Here is a 15635-nt window from a genome sequence, read left to right as displayed (position 1 = left end):
CGGCGACCAGATCACGGCTTGTTTATTGCTGCGTCAGTCTTTCGCAATCGCCCGATCGTAGGCCGCGATCGTCAACCTGGCGCGCGCCGCGACATCGGCGGCCGACATGCCGGGCTTGTAGAGGCTGGAGCCGAGCCCGAACGCAGTCACGCCGCCCTTGATGTACTCCGCGAAATTCTGGTCGGAGACGCCGCCGACGGCGGCGATCAGCACGCCTGGTGGCAGCACGGCGCGGATCGCGGCGATGCCGGAGGCGCCGAGCACGCTGGCCGGAAAGAACTTCAGGCCCGAGGCGCCGGAGCGCACCGCGAGCAGCGCTTCGGTCGGCGAGAACACGCCCGGCAACGTCACCATGGCGTATTGATGCGCTCGCGTGAGCACCTGGGTATCCACATTCGGCGAGACCATCAACTTGCCACCGACGTCGTTGAGGCGATCGACATCCGAGGTGGTCAACACGGTGCCTGCGCCGATCAGCACGCCTGATGGCGCCAGCTTCGCGGCGGTGGCAATCGAGCGGAACGGATCGGGCGAGTTCAGGGGAATCTCGATCGCGGTCATGCCGGCCTCGATCAGTACGCCGACGATGGCCTCGGTCTCCGCGGGCTTGATGCCGCGCAGGATCGCGACCAGCGGTCGCTTCATCGGCGGAAAGGGAACGCTCATGCTCGGTGTCCTTCTATGTCGTCCAGATCGCGGCCGCCGCCATCGACAGGCCGCGGCGGACGGCTTCGTCGGCATCGATCGGATTCACGGCCACCGACAACGCATCGAAGGCCAGCCCGTACAACGCCGCAAGCCGCCCCGATGCAATCAGGGTGATGCCGGCTTTGGGCACCGTGCCCGAAAGCCCCGCCGCCAGCTCGACGCCGATCAGCGTGCCTGACAGCGTTTCGCGCGCGGCGGCCGGGGTGCCGCCGAACAAGAGCTGCCGCGACCGCGCGCCGAACAGCAGGTTGGCCGCGAAGGCCGGAGCGTCATACGCGGCCTTCACCGCCGCCTTGAAGCTCGCGACATCCTCGGCGTCATCGGCGCCGGCGACCGCGAGCGACAGGATCGTCTCGCGCGAGACCACGCTGAAGAGTTCGCCGGTCATGAAGGTGGAGAAATGCGCGACGGTGCCGTCCTTCACCCGCACCCATTTCGAATGCGTGCCGGGCATGCAGACCAGCGCTTCGCCGGCAGCATCGAGACCGAGCGCGCCGAGCAATTGCGTCTCCTCGCCGCGCATCACGTCAGGTGCGTTGGCGTCGCGCTGCGCGATGCCGGGCAGGATGCGGATGTCGCGCGCCTCGCCGGGCACGCGCGCGGCCTGCTTCAGGACGGCAGCGAGCGGCGCGGGCGTGTCGACATAGCCGGCCTCGACCCAGCCGGTCTTGGCTCCGGCCATGCCGCAGATGAGAACCGGCAGCTTTGCGGCAGCCTCGACGGCCGCCAGATGCGACTGCAGCACGCCGGCAAAACCCACCTTCGCCGCGGCCAGCATGCCCTCGTCGCTGCGTCGCGCCGCCAGCACCTGGCCGGCGCGATCGACCAGCCACAGCCGGAAGCTGCTGGTGCCCCAGTCCACCGCGACATAGGCGGGTTCGGTCATCTCGACGTGTGTCCTCGTCTCACCGGCAAGACGGCGTCTCGCGACAATGAGACGGCGGCTTGCAAATCCGCCCCGGAATATCGGCAATTGCCGCCGCAAACCAGCGCTTTCTCGCAAGTCTGAGCCGCCCGCCGCGCTGGCACAGCGCTTGCTGAATTGCCTTCCGCTCACGTCCGTGAACCGCGCAGCAAGACGCGTCAACATCAGATGAGGAAACCCATGGAGATCGGCTATTTCACGATGCCTTCGCATCCGCCGGAGTGCGGCCTGAAGGAAGGACACGATTGGGACCTGCAGGTCCTGCGCTGGCTCGACGAGCTCGGCTATCAGGAAGCCTGGATCGGCGAGCACCACACCGCGCCCTGGGAACCCAATCCTACCCCCGACCTGCTGATCGCGCAGGCGCTGATGCAGACCAAGAATATCCGCATCGGACCGGGCGGGTTCCTGCTGCCCTACCATCACCCGGCCGAGCTCGCCAACCGCGTCGCCATGCTCGACCATCTCTCCGGCGGCCGGCTCAATTTCGGCGTCGCCGCATCCGGCCTGCCGAGCGACTGGGCGATGTTCAACGTCGACGGCATGAGCGGGCAGAACCGCGACATGACCCGCGAGGCGCTCGAGATCATCCTGAAGATGTGGAGCGATCCCGCGCCCTGGACCTACAAGGGCAAGTTCTGGACGGTGACCAAGCCGGACACGATGTTCGACTTCCTCAAGCCGCACATCAAGCCGTTGCAGACACCGCATCCGCCGATCGGCGTCGCCGGCCTGTCGAAGAACTCGGACACGCTGAAGCTTGCCGGCGAGCGCGGCTTCATCCCGATGAGCCTCAACCTCAACCCGGCCTATGTCGGCAGCCATTGGGACTCGGTCGAGATCGGCGCCGCCAAGACCGGGCGCAAGCCGAACCGCGCGGATTGGCGCCTCGTGCGCGAGGTGTTCGTCGCCGACACCGACGAGGAGGCCTGGAAGCTCTCGACCGGCGACATGATGGGCCGGATGATGGGTGAGTACTTCCTGCCGCTGCTCGGCCATTTCGGCTTCAAAGACTATCTGAAGCACGCGCCCGACGTGCCCGATAGCGACGTCACCGTCGAATATTGCGCCAAGCGGAACTGGATCGTCGGCTCGCCGGCAACCGTCGCCGAGAAGATCGAGAAGATCTACGACGAGGTCGGCGGCTTCGGCGTGCTCTGCGTGTTCGGCTTCGACTACAAGCACAAGCCGGAAGCCTGGCACCACTCGCTCTCGCTGCTCAAGAACGAGGTGATGCCGCGCCTGAAGCATCTCGGCTCCGCGAAGAAGGCGGCTTGACCTGATACGGGTGCGGCGCGATCGTGCCGCACCCGCATTCATTTCGGAGATTTTTGGCGTGAGCGTGGACGCGAAGGATTTCAAGCAGGCGATGCGCCAATGCGCCGGTGCCGTCGCGCTGGTCACGGTAGGCGCCGAACACGGCAAGCGCACGGGACTGACGGTCACGTCGGCCTGCTCGCTGTCGGACAATCCGCCGTCGCTGATCGTCTGTGTCAATCGCAACGCCAGCGCGCATGCGCGCATCCGCGAGGAACGCGCGTTTGCGATCAACTTCCTGCACGAGGACCACGCGGCGTTGGCGCTGACCTTCAGCGGCCAGAAAGGCGTCAACGGCGATGACCGTTTTGCCTTCGGCCAGTGGACGCGCGGCACGACCGGCGCACCGGTGCTGACGGATGCGGTCGCCGCGTTCGACTGCGTGCTGGCGCAGGAGTTCGAAACGAAGACGCATTCAATCTTCGTGGGCGAGGTTCGCGGCGTGTCGCATTTCGACGGGGCTTCGCCGCTCGTCTATCTGCGCAGCAGCTTCCACGTGCCTCAGGAAATCCGCGGCACCGTGACGGTCGGCGACCGCGATCTCGCGGCATCTGAGCTGGAGTGATTTTTCGTAAGCGGCGCATTATCTTCCCTTCTCCCCTTGTGGGAGAAGGTGGCGCGAAGCGCCGGATGAGGGGTATGTCTCCGCAGGCTCAGGTGAGAGTTGGACTCGTGGAGAGAGACCCTCACCCGTCTCGCCGCTACGCAGCGAGCTCCCCTCTCCCACAAGGGGAGAGGGGAAGAAAGAGCGCCTACTGTGCCGTCTCGATCTTCAGCAGCTTGATCTTCCGATACAGCGTCGCGCGGCTCAGCTTCAGCGCACGCGCCGCTTCCGTCACCCGGCCACCATGCTTGCGCAATGCCTCGACGATCGTCCTCCGCTCAGCCGCCTCGAGACCCGGCTCCGCCGTCCGCCCGCCGAACGGCGGCAGGTCGAGATCGGCATCGGTGATGACACCATCCTCCGCCGTGCAGCCGGCAAGCCGCAGCACGTGGCGGAGCTGGCGCATGTTGCCGGGATAGGGATAGGCCGAGAGCAACCCCCACGCCTCGTCCGACAAGCGGCAGTCCGGCGCCTCCTCGCGCGCGATCTGGCGAATGATGTCGTCGCGATCGGCGCGATCGCGCAAAGCCGGCAATCGCACCTCCATGCCGCGCAGGCGAAAGTAGAGATCGGCGCGGAAGGTGCCCTGCTCCGCCATGCGGCCGAGGTCGCGATGGGTGGCGCTGATCAGGCGAATATCGACGGGCACGGGTTTCAGCGCACCGAGCGGCCAGACCTCGCGGTTTTCGAGCACGCGAAGCAAGCGCGTCTGCAGCGCGATCGGCATGTCGCCGATCTCGTCGAGGAACAGCGTGCCGCCGTCGGCCTGCACGATCAGGCCCTTCGAACCGTCGCGCCGCGCGCCGGTGAAGGCGCCGGCCTCGTAGCCGAACAGCTCGGCATCGATCAGGCTCTCCGGCATCGCCGCGCAGTTCAGCGCGACGTAGTTGTTGCGGGCGCGGCTGCTGGCGGCGTGAATGGCGTGCGCGAATACGTCCTTGCCGACGCCGGTCTCGCCATGCAGCAGCACCGGCAGATTGTGATCGCCGATGCTCCGCAGCCGCTTGACACTTTTGATCAGGCCGGGGTCGCGGCCGGCGAGCCGGTGCATCGCGTCGTAGCGATCGATCGGCGCGTCACGACGCGGCGCGGGCGATCTCGCGCGCAGCGGCGGCGCGACGTGTCCCCGCCCCAATGCGCGGCCATCGGCACGGCGCAGCTCAACAGTCTCGTCCGCGCCACGCACGGCGTGATGGTCGAACTTGACATAGCGCGACAGGTCGATGCCGGATGCGATCAGGCCGTCGGTGAGGCCCAGGAGCGCCCGGGCTGAGCGGCAGGCGCCGACGATGCGCCGGTCGTCGTCATAGGCGAGCAGACCGCTGCCGCCATCCCCCGGCACGGTGGCGATCCAGGCGTTGCGGAAATGACCGCGGAAGATAGCGCCCTCCATCCGCCGGGTCGCCTCCATGGTCACCGCGAGCGCGAGCTGGTGCGCGGTACGTTCGAGATCCTCGCGGCATGAGGTGATGTTGACGGCGCCGGCGAGCCGGCCGGCCTGGTCGAACAGCGGCGCCACGGCGCAGGAGAACATGTGCCACTGCGCGCGAAAATGCTCGTCGCGATGCACCAGGATCGGCTTTTGCTCGGCCAGCGCGGTGCCTAGCCCGTTGGTGCCTTCGAAAGCCTCGGAGAAGTTCGAGCCGGTATAGATCTTCCAGTCCATGAACAGTCTCGCGTCGGCCTCGCCCGGCAGACGGCTGAACAGCATGGTCGCGTTCGCATCAGCCAGATTGACGCAATAGCCGGCGTCGCGCAGCACGCGGGCGAGATCATCGAGCTCGGGCGTGACGAACCTGATCGTCTCCTCCAAGGGCTCGGCGACGTGGCGGATTTCTGCTTCGGTCAGCGTCTGCGGCGGGCCCTGGCGGGCCGGATCGAGCTTGTGGCTGATGACACATCGCCGCCAGGAACTGGCGATGCGCGACGAGGCATCGACGTCGGCCAAGCGGTCTGTAACCTGATTGGCGACCGACAAGACACGGGCGACATGGTTCGAGGCCGAAAGGCTGGCCATCGCGGACGTCTCCACCCTGTATTATTGTGCAAAGTCTGGCACCACAGGCGGGGATGTCAATCGGGAACCGGGACGCAGCTATTGCTGCACTGCGCTCACCACGTGTCGATGCACGGCCGCTTCTTCTCCGTCCTCGGCGCCGGCTTCGGCACCGAGCGCAGGCCCGCCATGATCCAGCGCCGTGTCTCGGAGGGGTCGATGACGTTGTCGATCTCGAACACCGAGGCGATCGAGACGGCCTTGCCGTTGGCGTAGAGCTCGGCGACCTTGTTGCGGTAGTAGGTCTCGCGCTCCTCGGGGTCGGCGATCGCCTCCATTTCCTTGCGGAAGCCGAGCCGGACATAACCCTCCAGGCCCATGCCGCCGAACTCGCCGGTCGGCCAGGCCGCGGTGAAGAACGAGGCGTGAAAGCCGCCGCCGATCATCGACTGCGCGCCGAGACCATAGCCCTTGCGCAGCACGATGCCGAACAGCGGCACAGTGAGGCTCGCACCGGTGACGAACATGCGCGAGACGTGGCGCACGATCGCGGTCTTCTCGGCTTCGGGACCGACCATGAAGCCGGGCGTGTCGCACAGCGAGAGGATGGGCAGGTCGAACGCGTCGCAGAGTTGCAGGAAGCGCGCGGCCTTGTCGCCGGCGTCGGCATCGATCGCACCGCCGAGATGTCGCGGATTGTTGGCGATCAGGCCGAACGGCTTGCCCTCGATCCGGATCAGCGCGGTGACCATGCCGACGCCGAACTCCCGGCGCAGCTCCAGCACGCTGTCCTTGTCCGCGACGAGGTCGATCACGTGGCGGATGTCGTAGACCCGCAGGCGGTTCTCGGGGATCGCGCGGCGGAGCAGACGCTGGTCGGCGGCCTGCCACTCCGTCACCGCGCCCTGGAAGTAGGACAGGTATTTTTGCGCAACGGCCGTCGCCTCCTCCTCGTCCTCGACCAGGATGTCGATGACGCCGTTGGGCGACTGGAAGGAGACCGGGCCGACCTCGGCCGGATGGTAGACGCCGAGCCCGCCGCCCTCGATCATCGCCGGGCCGCCCATGCCGATCGAGGCGTTCTTCGTTGCGATGATGACATCGCAGCAGCCGAGCATCGCGGCGTTGCCGGCAAAGCAATAGCCGGAGACCACACCGATCACAGGCACGAGGCCCGAGAGCCGTGCGAACTGCACGAAGGACGGACCGTCGAGGCCGGTCATGCCGAGCCGGTCGGTGTCGCCGGGCCGGCCGCCGCCGCCCTCGGCGTAAAACACCAGCGGCACGCGCCAGTCTTCCGCCAGCGTCAGCATGCGGTCGATCTTCTTGTGGTTCATGTGGCCTTGCGTGCCTGCGAGCACGGTGTAGTCATAGGCCACGACGATGCAGCGGCCGCTTTCAGCGCCAAACTTATCGGCATTCACCGTCGCAACGCCCATCACGAGACCATCGGCGGGCGTGTTCTTGATGAGATCGTCGACCTTCCGCCGGCGGCGTTGCGCCGCGATGGCGAGGCTGCCATATTCCATGAACGAGCCATCGTCGACGAGCTGGGCGACATTTTCGCGCGCGGTGCGCTGGTTGGTGTTGCGGCGGCGCGCGACCGAGGCCGGCCGGTTGGCATCGAGCGTGTTGGCCTGGCGCGCGATCAGTTCGGCCAGATCAGGACGGATGTGGTCGAGATCGATCTCTGCCTCCGCCGCCGACGCGTCGGCCGCGACATCGAGCGGCTCCAGATACAGGATCGGCTCGCCATGCATCAAGGTGACGCCGTCGCCGGCGACGAGCTTCATGACGCGGCCGCCCTGCTCGGCCATGACCAGATGCTCCATTTTCATGGACTCGATCACGGCGAGCTGCTGGCCGGGGCGTACAATCTCGCCCTCCTTCACCTGGACCGTGACGATGGTTCCCTGCAAGGGCGCAGCGACCATCAGTGCGCCTTCAGGCACCACCTGCGCGATGTGCGCCTCAGTGACGTGAGCGCTGCTGCGCTCAGTCGGGGCAAAATACAACGGCTTGGCCGCGCCATCGGCGGCCTCGACGAGCTTTGCGATGTTGCGATCGATGAAGTCGGTCGCGATGCGGTTGGTCCTGAAATCGGGATGCGCGAGCACCGCCTGGAGGAACGCAACGTTAGTGACGACGCCGTCGATCCGGAATTCTCGCAATGCGCGCGATGCTTTGGCGACCACATCATGCCAGGCCTCGCCGGGCGTATGCACGATGACTTTTGCGAGCAGCGAGTCGAAGGCCGCGCTGGTCTTGTAGCCGGCGTAACCAAAACTATCGACGCGGACGCCGGGCCCTGACGGCGGCTCGAACACAGCAAGCACACCGCCGGTCGGATGCGTCGCGCCTGTGGCGTCCAGCGTCTCCATGTTGACGCGGAGCTGCATCGCATAGCCGCGCGGCTTTGGGATAGAGCCCTGCGCCAGGCCGAGCGAGGCCAACGTCGCGCCTGATGCGACCGCGAGCTGGGCACGGACGAGATCGAGCCCAAGCACTTCTTCCGTCACGGTATGCTCGACCTGGAGCCGCGGATTGGCCTCGATGAACGCAAAGCTGTCCTCGGCCGTGCCGTCGACCAGGAACTCGAACGTGCCGAGATTGTCATACGACGCCGCAGCCGCGAGTTGCTTCGCCGCCTCGATGATGCGGCCGCGCAAGGACTCGCTCAGCGACGGGCTCGGCGCCACCTCGACCAACTTCTGGTGCCGGCGCTGGATAGTGCATTCACGCTCCCAGAGATGCGAGATCGCACCATGACGGTCGCCGATGATCTGCACCTCGATGTGGCGGGCCTGCCGGATCAGACGCTCGGCATAGACGCCGTCGAAGCCGAATGCCGCCTTGGCTTCGGACTGGCAGCGCGCATAGGCTTCGGCGAGATCGCCTGCGTTCTCCACCACGCGCATGCCGCGGCCGCCGCCGCCGGCCATCGCCTTGATCACGATCGCGGCGCCCTTGTCCAGGGATTCGAAGAATGCGGTGATCTCCTCGAGGCTCGACGGGCCGCTGGTGCCGGCGATGATCGGCACGCCGCAGCGCTTTGCCAATTGCCGCGCCGCGACCTTGTCGCCGAACAGCTCGAGCGCCGTCACCTTTGGTCCGACGAAGGCGATGCCTGCCTCCGCGCAAGCCTTGGCGAATGCCGCGTTCTCGCTGAGAAAGCCGTAGCCGGGATGCACGGCATCGCAGCCGGCACTCCCGGCCGCCTTCACCACCGTCTCGATGTCGAGATAGGCCCGCGCACCGCGGCCGGGGATTTCGACCGCCTCGTCGGCAACACGAACATGCAGCGACAGCGCGTCATCCGCGGGGTGGACGGCAACCGTAGCGATGCCTGCATCGGCCGCTGCGCGTGCGATGCGGATGGCGATCTCGCCACGATTGGCGATCAGGAGCTTCTTGAACGACATGCAGCGATCTCCATGCCCGCCGCGAGACGCAGGGGCGGCAGGTCCGATGATCCTGCATCTTCGCTTTGACTGCGGTCGTCAAGGGAGGGACGCCGGCGGCGATGACCGCTCCCGTCGGCCGGAATATCAGTCGGCCCCGTGCGCCCTGATGAGGCGTATAATCCGCGCCACGGCAGACGGAATCGGCGCGATGACGGGGACGGTGAACATCGGCTGCAGCTCGCGCGCGGCCTCGCCGAGCGGCCCACCGCCGACAATGACGGCCTCGGCGCCATCTTGCGCGATGCAGGCCTCGACCGCACCGGCAAGGGCTTCGCACAGCCGCGCCGGATCGCGCATCAGCTCTTGCGCATCGCCCTCGGCAAAGCGGGTGCCGGTGTAGTGCGATCGCAATCCCAGCGCTTCCGGCAGCGCATCGATTTTTGATTTGAGCTTCGGCGTCGTGGTCGCGACGCCGAAGCGGCGGCCATTCTTCGCAGCCGCCAGCATGGACGACTCGCCGATGCCGACTGCGGGCAAATTCATCGCCGCCTTGATCCCGGCGAGGCCGGGATCACCGAACGCCGAGACGATGATGCCGTCGCAGCCGGCACTGCTGGCCAGCGCAATCTCTTCGACCTCAGGTGCAGCCGCCTCCAGCGCCTCTGCCGACACGATCATCTTCGGCGCGCGCGTCGCCGTTGCGCCGACGACGTCGAAGCCGTCCGCAGCGACGGACTTCGCGATGGCGACCATCATCGCGGTCGTCGCCTCGTTGCTGTTCGGATTGATCAGGAGGATGCGGCGGCCGGCCATGCTATCCGCCCGCGCGCACGCGCGCCGATTTCCTGGAAGATCGCGGTGAGCTCGTCGACCTCGTCCTCGCCCTCCGTCGGCTTGATTCGCTGCTCCATCTCCTCGATGTGATGGCGCATGGCGTGGACCGCGCCGGCCCTGTCGCGCGCGAGGATCAGCGCGCCGATGTCGGGGTGCGCGTCGGGCGAGCAATCCGGCTCGCCAGGCTGCTCGAATGTCGCGATCGCCAGCGACGTCCGCAGCATCAGTTCCCGCGACATGTCCAGCAGCACCTGGTTGCCGGCAAGCTTGGCGACCAGGATGTGGAATTCCGCCGTGAGCGACAGCGAGGCCCAGCGGTCGTTGCGGTCGTGACGCGCTTCGAGCTCCATATGCGCCTTCAGCGCGGCCTTGCCTGATTTGTCCAGCCGGTCAATCGCCGCGGCGACGGTTGCTGTCTCGATAAGACGTCGCGCCGCGAAGATGTCCCGGGCTTCCTCCCAACTCGGCCTGTACACGAACGCGCCGCGGTTCGGAATCTGCATCACGACCTTGCGCGACGCCAGATGCGCCAGCGCCTGCCGGATATGAATCCGCGTGGTGCCGAACGCCGCCGCGAGCTTGTCCTCGCCGAGCTTGGCGCCCGGCTTGAGTCGCTTCTGGCTGATCGCGGTCAGGATGCCCTGAACCACGGGATCGTCGTCGATGCTGCGCGGATCGACGGCATCGGACTCCCTGGGTTTCGGCGCTGGTCGCTTCGGCTTGCGCTTGAGGGGCGGGTTCGCTTCATGCGTCGTTTTTACAGGATTCCGGAATGTAGCCGCAGCCCATTTTTTGCACAAACCAGCCGATATAATGTTTACAATATAGCCAATATATTGGCGCCAACTTTTGGCGCCTAACGATTATTGCAGCGTCTGCAACACCTTAGCAGGCGAACTACGCTGGCACGCCGATTGCTATCCCCTCACGGAGGACAACGCGAAGGATGGAGCTGGCGTTGAGTGATGCACGCGGACACTCGCTGGATCTGAAGGGCATCGGCCACGCATTCGGTGCGACGGTCGCGCTGGACGAGATCGATCTCACTGTTGCGGCCGGCGAGCTGATCGCCCTGCTCGGGCCGTCCGGCTGCGGCAAGACCACGATGCTCCAGATCATCGCGGGCTTCCTGCGCCCGTCCAAGGGTGAAGTCCGTTTTGACGGCGCGCGGGTGGAGCACATCCCCGCCAACCGACGCCGCATCGGCATGGTATTCCAGAACTATGCGCTGTTTCCCCATCTCAGCGTGTTCGAAAACGTCGCCTATGGGCTCCGCGCGCGCAAGAGGCCGGGCGCCGAGGTCACGACAAAGGTCGAGCAAATGCTCGGCCTCGCCCAGATGACGTCGTTTGCACAGCGGCTACCCGGAGAGCTTTCGGGCGGACAACAACAGCGCGTGGCGCTGGCGCGCGCGCTCGCGATCGATCCGGGCCTCGTCCTGCTCGACGAGCCGTTCTCCGCGCTCGACAAGAATCTGCGCCTCGACATGCAGATCGAGATCAAGAGCCTGCTGAAGACGTTCGGCGTCACCTCCATCCTCGTCACGCACGACCAGGAGGAGGCGCTGTCGATGGCCGACCGCATCGTCGTGCTCAACAAGGGACGCGTCGAGCAGATCGACAGCCCGGATGCGCTCTACGATCGCCCGGCGAGCCTCTTCATCTCGAGCTTCATCGGCCACACCAATCTGCTGCGCGGCACCGTCACCGAGGCGAACCGCGTGCTTCTGGACTCCGGGCCAGAGATCGACCTCGGACGATCCGCGCAGCGCAGGCGCGGTACGCCCGTGACGATCTCGGTGCGGCCGGAGAACATCGCGTTCGGCGCCGCAAAGCAACCGGGCGCAATTCCCGTCACGATCCGCGCCACGGTGCCGCTCGGCGCCGTCAGCGTCACCGAAGGCGTCACCGCGAGCGGCGAGGCCGTGAAGATCAGTCAGGCACGCGCCGCCGGCATCGCGAAGGCGCAGACGGGCGAAACGGCCTGGCTCGCGATCTCCGATACGTCGCGCATCAGCGTTTTCAGCACGCCGATCGACGATTTTTCAAAGCATCAGCAGAGGAGTGTTTGACATGAGCCTATCCCGGAGATCGCTGCTCACATCAGGTTCGGCCGCACTTGTGACGGCAGGGATCGGCTGGCCGTGGTCGTCGCGCGCCGGTACCTCGATCGTGGCGACGACTTATCCCGGAAGCTTCGACGAAGCTTTCCGCTCGGTGGTCGGGCCGGCCTTCAAGAAGGCCAGCGACAGCAGCGTCACCTTCACCCCGCTGCTCGGCGTCGACCAGATCGGCAAGATCCAGGCCTCGCGCAACGCGCCGCCGTTCGACGTCGTGCTGTTCGACGAGGGCCCTCTGATCCCGGCGATCGCGAGCGGCGTGCTGGAGAAATTCCCCGTCGAGCAGTCGAAGTCCTATACCAACATTCCAAGCGCCTTCCGTCATCCTGACGGTTACGCGCCTGTCATCACCTGTCAGTTGATCGGCATCGCGTACAATCCGAAGAAAATCACGACGCCGCCGACCTCGTGGGAGGACCTGTGGAAACCGGAATACAAGGGGCGCGTCGGCATCACCGGACTTGGCTCCAGCCTCGGCACTGCCTTCATGGTCGAGATCGCCAAACTCAACGGCGGGTCCGAGACCAACATCGAGCCGGCGTTCGAGGCCATCAAGAAGCTGCTGCCGAATGTCGGCGCGATCGCGGCTTCGCCCGGCGCGCTGGCTGCCCTGTTCCAGCAGGGCGAGATCGATATCGCCTTCAACTTCTGGAACAACGTGGCGTTGCTCGCTGCCAAGGGCGTCGACATCGCCTTCGCCAAGCCGAAGTCCGGCGCCGTCGTGATCCGCACCAGCGCGCAGATCGTGAAGAACAACCAGGACCCGAAGCTGGTGCTCGACTATCTCGACACGGTGATGTCAGTCGACACGCAAAAGGGCATCGAAGCCGCGCCATGGGTGATGATGCCGACCAACGCCAAGGTGCCGTTGACCGGTGCGAACCTCACCGTCGCCAAGAGCGTCGACGACCTCGTCGCAAACAATGTGCTGCTCGACTGGACCAAATTCCAGTCGCTGCGCGGCGAATGGATCACCCGCTTCAGCAAGGAAGTGAAGATCTAAATGACTCCGGCCGGCACGAATGCATCAAGACAGTTGCTGCCGGCGGTTCCGCTGGCGGTGGTGTTCCTTGCGGCCTTCGTGCTGCCGCTGGCCGCGCTCGTCGCAATCAGCCTGTTCCGGACCCCGCAGTTCGCGGAGTTGTCGCTTCTGCAATATTTGCGATTCCTGTCGGACCCATTCAGCATCAAGGTGCTGTCGGATACGCTGTGGCTCGGTGCGGAGGTTGCTCTGGCAACGCTGGTCCTCTCCTATCCGCTCGCGCTGGTCTATGTCGCGAGCGGCCCGCTCATGCGCACCCTGATCACTTTCCTGATCATGCTGCCGCTCCTGACCAGCACGGTGGTGCGTACCTTTGCGTGGATCGTCATTCTCGGCCGCGACGGCATCGTCAACTCGGCGATGCTGTCGCTGGGGCTCTGGCAGTCGCCGGCGCGGCTGCTCTACACCTGGGAGGGCATGGTTCTGGCGCTGACGCAGATCCAGCTCCCCTTGATGGCACTGCCTGTCATCAACAGCCTGCTGCGGCTCGACGGCAATCTGACCCGGGCGGCGGAGGGATTGGGTGCAAGCCGCGCGCGCATTTTCCTCACCGTCATCCTGCCGCTGACACTTCCGGGCGCCATCGCCGGCTGGCTGCTCGTCTTTGCTGCGGCCGCGACCGCTTTCATCACCCAGACGCTGGTCGGCGGCGGGCGCATCATCCTAATGCCGTCCTACATCTACCAGCAGGCCGTCGGCGTGCAGGATTGGCCGTTCGCCGCGGCGTTGTCGCTGATCTTCACGCTGGCCGTGACAGGCATCGTGTTTGCGATCGGCGCGCTGTCGCGCCGCTTCGTGCGAGGCGTCGATGCAGCGTAGCCTCATCGATCGGACCTATTCGACCGTCATCGGCGCCATCACCTGCTTCGGCATGCTGCTGCTGCTGGCACCGACGCTGGTCGTCCTTGTCATTTCCTTCACCGGAGGCATCACGCTGAAGTTCCCGCCGCCGAGCTGGTCGCTGCGCTGGTATGTCGAGCTACTGCAATCGCAGGAGATCGTGGAACCTGCGCTGACCAGCCTCAAGGTCGCGGCGGCCGCGACGGTACTCTCCGCGGTGCTGGGCGGCGCGGCGGCGCTTGGGCTCGCCCGCAGCCGGCTGAAGATGGCGCGGGCGCTGGATGCGCTGTTCATGTCGCCGATGGTGCTGCCCGCGATGGCCTTCGGCCTGTCGCTGCTGCTGGTCTTCAACCTGCTCGGCATCCGCCTCTCGGCGGCAACGCTGGTGCTCGGCCACACCATCATCTGCGTGCCGTTCGTGATCCGGATGGTCGGCGCGTCGGTGCAGCAGCTCAATCCGGTGCTGATCACCTGCTCGCTCAGCCTCGGCGCAAGCCGCTGGTACACCTTCCGCCGGATCACGCTGCCGCTGATCCGCCGCGGCATCGTCGCGAGCTGCTTCGTGGCATTCCTGACCTCGTTCGACAATGTTCCGGTGTCGCTGTTCCTGGCGGATGCGCGCACCGAGGTGCTGCCGATCAAGCTCTGGGCGATCCTCGAAGGCAGCCTCGATGTGCGCGTTGCCGCCGTCTCCGGCGTGATCGTACTGGTGACACTCGCCGGCCTCGTTTGTGCCGAGATCTTCGGCGGCGTCAGCCGCCAGATCGGGAAGCGCTGATCATGCCGATCGAACGCGACCTGCGCGGATACGGCCGGGCACGCCCGGATATCGTCTGGCCCAATGGCGCCCGCGTCGCGGTGTCGCTGGTGGTGAACTTCGAGGAGGGCGCGGAGCTCGCCGTCGAGCAGGGCGATGCCGAGACGGAGCGCTATGGCGAGGTCGCTTCGACATCCCCGCCGGGAGTTCGCGATCTCGTGCAGGAGCAAGTGTTCGACTACGGCATGCGGGCCGGGCTGTGGCGCTTCCTCGACGCTTTCACCGAGGCCAATGTGCGTTCGACCTTCATGATGTGCGGCCGCGCGGTCGAGCGCGTGCCGGACCTTGCCCGCGCCGTCACCGAGGCCGGACACGAGCCGGCCGTGCACGGCTGGCGCTGGCTGCCGCACGCGCTCTACGGCGATGCCGAGACCGAGCGCCGCGACCTCGAGAGGACGCGCAACGTCATCACCCTCGCAACCGGCGTCACGCCTGTCGGCTTCATGACGCGCGGCAGCCAGAGCGCGTGGACCCGCGATCTGCTGGCCGAGCTAGGCTTCGCCTACGATTCCAACGCGCTGGACGACGACCTGCCCTATTGGAGCCGAACGCCGAAGGGATCGATGCTGATCCTGCCCTACGGCTTCGACACCAACGACATGAAGTTCTTCCACCCCAACGGCTTCGTGCAGCCGGAAGACTTTTCGAACTATGTCAGTGCCGCGCTCGCGACGCTGGTCGAGGAGGCCGGGCGCGGCCGATCCTCGATGCTGTCGATCGGCTTCCACTTGCGCATCTGCGGCCGGCCCGCGCGCTTCCGCGCCGTGAAGGCCATTCTCGCGGAGCTGGCGCGGCTCGACGGCCGCGTCTGGATCGCGGCGCGCACCGACATCGCGGCGCATTTTCGCGAGGTCGTCAGCGACGAGCTGCACGGACCGTGGTCATGAAACCTACCCAGACCTACGAGGAAATCGAGGTCGCGTTCGTGTGAGCGCATTTTAGAACTCGTCGACATTCACATCTCTACGAATCTAGAAGACCTCGATATCGGCCTTCCCCACGTTGACTTGCACCAGCCCATGGCGGAAC

The 15635-nt window shown here is 66.1% G+C and carries 12 protein-coding genes and 1 pseudogene; 7 read left to right on the top strand and 6 right to left on the bottom strand.

Annotated elements, in window-relative coordinates; all coding sequences use genetic code 11:
• Positions 1–33: 33 nt before the first annotated feature.
• Positions 34–666, bottom strand: coding sequence for a 2-dehydro-3-deoxy-6-phosphogalactonate aldolase (locus ACQ86E_RS19810; RefSeq protein WP_431201411.1), 633 nt, complete (start codon positions 664–666; stop codon positions 34–36).
• A gap of 13 nt (positions 667–679) precedes the next feature.
• Positions 680–1594: a 2-dehydro-3-deoxygalactonokinase gene (locus ACQ86E_RS19805; protein WP_431201410.1), complete on the bottom strand. Its 915-nt coding sequence runs from the start codon at positions 1592–1594 to the stop codon at positions 680–682.
• Positions 1595–1813: 219 nt separating this feature from the next.
• Between ACQ86E_RS19805 and ACQ86E_RS19800 the strand changes: the two genes are divergently transcribed.
• Together ACQ86E_RS19800 and ACQ86E_RS19795 are read left to right on the top strand one after the other, a co-directional pair.
• Positions 1814–2911, top strand: a complete 1098-nt coding sequence (locus ACQ86E_RS19800; RefSeq protein WP_431206515.1) for an LLM class flavin-dependent oxidoreductase — start codon at positions 1814–1816, stop codon at positions 2909–2911.
• Positions 2912–2969: 58 nt separating this feature from the next.
• Positions 2970–3525 (top strand): annotated as a pseudogene (locus tag ACQ86E_RS19795) (flavin reductase family protein).
• Positions 3526–3702: 177 nt separating this feature from the next.
• Here ACQ86E_RS19795 and ACQ86E_RS19790 read toward each other — a convergent pair.
• The 4 genes from ACQ86E_RS19790 to ACQ86E_RS19775 form a co-directional block, all read right to left on the bottom strand.
• Positions 3703–5571, bottom strand: coding sequence for a sigma-54-dependent Fis family transcriptional regulator (locus tag ACQ86E_RS19790; protein ID WP_431201409.1), 1869 nt, complete (start codon positions 5569–5571; stop codon positions 3703–3705).
• A gap of 95 nt (positions 5572–5666) precedes the next feature.
• Entirely contained in the window at positions 5667–8972 is a 3306-nt protein-coding gene (locus ACQ86E_RS19785) for a carboxyl transferase domain-containing protein (protein ID WP_431201408.1), read from the bottom strand.
• Between the two features lie 126 nt (positions 8973–9098).
• Complete coding sequence (locus ACQ86E_RS19780; RefSeq protein WP_431201407.1) at positions 9099–9767, bottom strand: aspartate/glutamate racemase family protein; 669 nt, start codon at positions 9765–9767, stop codon at positions 9099–9101.
• Positions 9743–10438 carry a GntR family transcriptional regulator gene (locus ACQ86E_RS19775; RefSeq protein WP_431201406.1) on the bottom strand — a complete coding sequence of 232 codons (696 nt, stop codon included), beginning with the start codon at positions 10436–10438 and terminating at the stop codon, positions 9743–9745. Before ACQ86E_RS19775 ends, ACQ86E_RS19780 begins: the two co-directional genes overlap by 25 nt.
• A 308-nt stretch (positions 10439–10746) precedes the next feature.
• On the opposite strand from ACQ86E_RS19775, the gene ACQ86E_RS19770 reads away from it, so the two are divergent.
• Genes ACQ86E_RS19770 through ACQ86E_RS19750 form a run of 5 tightly spaced genes read left to right on the top strand, consistent with a single transcriptional unit; the run spans position 10747 to position 15493 of the window.
• A complete protein-coding gene (locus ACQ86E_RS19770) occupies positions 10747–11859 on the top strand; it encodes an ABC transporter ATP-binding protein (RefSeq protein ID WP_431201405.1) in 1113 nt (370 codons plus the stop codon).
• Position 11860: 1 nt separating this feature from the next.
• A complete protein-coding gene (locus ACQ86E_RS19765) occupies positions 11861–12910 on the top strand; it encodes an extracellular solute-binding protein (protein ID WP_431201404.1) in 1050 nt (349 codons plus the stop codon).
• Positions 12911–13768: an ABC transporter permease gene (locus ACQ86E_RS19760; protein WP_431201403.1), complete on the top strand. Its 858-nt coding sequence runs from the start codon at positions 12911–12913 to the stop codon at positions 13766–13768.
• On the top strand, positions 13758–14567 hold the full coding sequence (locus ACQ86E_RS19755) for an ABC transporter permease (RefSeq protein ID WP_431201402.1): 810 nt from the start codon (positions 13758–13760) through the stop codon (positions 14565–14567). Before ACQ86E_RS19760 ends, ACQ86E_RS19755 begins: the two co-directional genes overlap by 11 nt.
• Before the next feature lie 2 nt (positions 14568–14569).
• A complete protein-coding gene (locus ACQ86E_RS19750; protein WP_431201401.1) occupies positions 14570–15493 on the top strand; it encodes a polysaccharide deacetylase family protein in 924 nt (307 codons plus the stop codon).
• The last annotated feature ends 142 nt before the right edge of the window (positions 15494–15635 follow it).

The organism is Bradyrhizobium betae (genome assembly GCF_050632175.1).
Taxonomy (GTDB): domain Bacteria; phylum Pseudomonadota; class Alphaproteobacteria; order Rhizobiales; family Xanthobacteraceae; genus Bradyrhizobium; species Bradyrhizobium betae_B.
The sequence above is the reverse complement of the archived record's forward strand: the minus strand, read 5'-3'. Positions and strand labels throughout refer to the sequence as shown.

Coding starts and splice junctions, on each gene's coding strand:
- ACQ86E_RS19760 (WP_431201403.1), top strand. CDS start 12,911: ATGACTCCGGCCGGCACGAATGCATCAAGACAGTTGCTGCCGGCGGTT.
- ACQ86E_RS19790 (WP_431201409.1), bottom strand. CDS start 5,571: ATGGCCAGCCTTTCGGCCTCGAACCATGTCGCCCGTGTCTTGTCGGTC.
- ACQ86E_RS19810 (WP_431201411.1), bottom strand. CDS start 666: ATGAGCGTTCCCTTTCCGCCGATGAAGCGACCGCTGGTCGCGATCCTG.
- ACQ86E_RS19785 (WP_431201408.1), bottom strand. CDS start 8,972: ATGTCGTTCAAGAAGCTCCTGATCGCCAATCGTGGCGAGATCGCCATC.
- ACQ86E_RS19800 (WP_431206515.1), top strand. CDS start 1,814: ATGGAGATCGGCTATTTCACGATGCCTTCGCATCCGCCGGAGTGCGGC.
- ACQ86E_RS19780 (WP_431201407.1), bottom strand. CDS start 9,767: ATGGCCGGCCGCCGCATCCTCCTGATCAATCCGAACAGCAACGAGGCG.
- ACQ86E_RS19805 (WP_431201410.1), bottom strand. CDS start 1,594: ATGACCGAACCCGCCTATGTCGCGGTGGACTGGGGCACCAGCAGCTTC.
- ACQ86E_RS19755 (WP_431201402.1), top strand. CDS start 13,758: ATGCAGCGTAGCCTCATCGATCGGACCTATTCGACCGTCATCGGCGCC.
- ACQ86E_RS19750 (WP_431201401.1), top strand. CDS start 14,570: ATGCCGATCGAACGCGACCTGCGCGGATACGGCCGGGCACGCCCGGAT.
- ACQ86E_RS19765 (WP_431201404.1), top strand. CDS start 11,861: ATGAGCCTATCCCGGAGATCGCTGCTCACATCAGGTTCGGCCGCACTT.